General features: G+C 78.5%; 2 protein-coding genes. Both read right to left on the minus strand.

Annotation, left to right across the window (positions count from 1 at the left end; all coding sequences use genetic code 11):
• Positions 1-120: 120 nt before the first annotated feature.
• Positions 121-1,395 carry an NADH-ubiquinone oxidoreductase-F iron-sulfur binding region domain-containing protein gene (locus V7E45_RS40000; protein WP_333779204.1) on the minus strand — a complete coding sequence of 425 codons (1,275 nt, stop codon included), beginning with the start codon at positions 1,393-1,395 and terminating at the stop codon, positions 121-123.
• Positions 1,392-1,929 (minus strand): hypothetical protein (locus V7E45_RS40005; protein WP_333779205.1); only part of this gene is annotated, 538 nt, incomplete at its 5' end. The genes V7E45_RS40005 and V7E45_RS40000, both read right to left, overlap by 4 nt.

Below are 1,929 nucleotides of genomic sequence, written 5' to 3' on the forward strand. Positions count from 1 at the left end.
GGGCGGGACGCGGTGGGCATCTCGGCAGGGGCGAGATGGGAGCGGGCGTCTCGGGGAGTGCGGGATGCGGTGGGCATCCGGAGGTGCGGGACGAGGCGGGCTGGACCGGGGGCTGCGGGGTCAGGGCACCGGGACCCTGAATCGGCGGCCGTCCTCGGGTGCCGGGTCCGCGCACACCAAGCAGGCGGCGTCGCGGTGGGTGTCGACGCGGTCGGGGAACCGGTCGAGCAGGGTGGCGACGACGCGGGCCGCGGCGTCGAGCAGCCCGCAGGCCCCCCGGCCCGGCAACTGCCGGGACCAGCGGTGCAGTTGACCGGTCTCGTCGTCGCCGGTCGCGCCGCGGGCGACGGCCGCGAGGGTGCTGGCCAGGGCTCCGGTGCCGGCGACGCACACGCCGCACTGCCGGGCGCTCTGCGCCGCGAGGTAGGCGGCGGCCTCCGTGGCCACGGCGACCGGGCAGTCCCCGGGGTGCAGGAAGTGCAGTGCTCCGCAGCCGAGGGCGGTGCCGGCCGCGTTCATGCCGTCGTGGTCGAGCGGCAGGTCCGGCCAGCCGTCGCCGTAGAGGCCGCCGAACAGTCCGCCCAGCAGGACGGCCTCGGCCGTGCCGTGTCCGCCCAGGTCGGCGAGGACCTTCAGCCGGGTGCCGGCCGGCACCTCGGCCAGGACGGCCGCCCCGCCGGCGCGGCCGCCGCGCCCGGACAGGGTCACCAGATGACCGGCGGCGACGGCGGCGGCCGCGTCGGGCCGGGAGTGCGTCAGGGCGATCCGGGCCAGTGTCTCCACGTTGGCGACCAGGGTCGGCGCACCGCCGACGCCGCTCTCGAACGGGCGGGGCGGTTTGGCCGTGGGCAGCGCGGGGCCGCCGTCGACGCGCCGGACCACCGCGGACTCCTCCCCCGCGACGTAGGTGTGCTCCGTGCGGACGACGTCCACGGCCGGCCCGGCGGGACGTTCGGCGAGTGCCCGGCGGACGGCCCGTTCGGCGGGGGCGTCGGAGAGGTACACCCAGCAACGCGCGGCACCGGTCATGGCCGCGGCCAGCCGGAGTCCGTCGAGGACGAGGTGCGGCCGGTGGCGCAGCAGCCAGCGGTCCTTCACCGAGCCCGGTTCGCCCTCCTCGCCGTTGGCGACCACGACGGACCGGCCGGGCGCGTCCCGGACGGCGCGGAGCTTGACCGCTGCGGGGAAGCCCGCTCCGCCCCGGCCGCGCAGCCCGGCCCCGGCGACGCGGTCGAGCAGGCGCTGCGGCTCGGGCAGCGGCGCGTAGCCGCCCCGGGCGAGGTACCCGGCGAGATCCTCGCCACCGCCGGAAGGGCCGGCGGCGGACGCGGCATCGGCGTGCGGAAGGAGGAGGCCGGGTCCTCCTTCGGGGAGGAGGGAGATGACGCCGGTCATGCGGTGCTCCTGGGCTGGGAGGGGCCGGACGGGTCGGGACGGCCGGACGGGTCGGGACGGCCGGGCGGGGCGGTGTCCCGGTGGCCCCGCATGCGGGCCAGTGCGTGTTCCAGGTCCCGCCGTTGGGGTGCGGTGCGGGCGTAGCCCGCCCCGGGCAGGCCGATCAGCATGCGGTGGTGGTCGAGGACGACCTCGCCGGCCACCAGGGCGGGGCGCGGGTCGGCGGGCCGGGCGGCGGCTGCCGCGACGACCAGGTCGGTGACCTCGCGCAGGTAGCGCAGCCAGCCGCGCTGGGTGCCGCACAGTACGAGCCGCTCCACGCGTCGGCGCTCGGCGGCGACCAGGGCCGGGGCGGGACGGCCGGCCACCGGTGCGCGCAGGGCGGCCACCGCTGCGGGCAGCTCCTGTTCGGGCTCCGGTGTGAGGCCGAGCCATACGAGACTTCGGCGAGCGCTCATGCGGGCCTCCGGGGTGGCCCCGTTCCCGGGGTGTTCCGGGGGCGGGGTGGCGCGGCGAGGGACGGGACAGGTGCTC

This window comes from Streptomyces sp. IBSBF 3136, assembly GCF_036815105.1.
Lineage (GTDB): Bacteria > Actinomycetota > Actinomycetes > Streptomycetales > Streptomycetaceae > Streptomyces.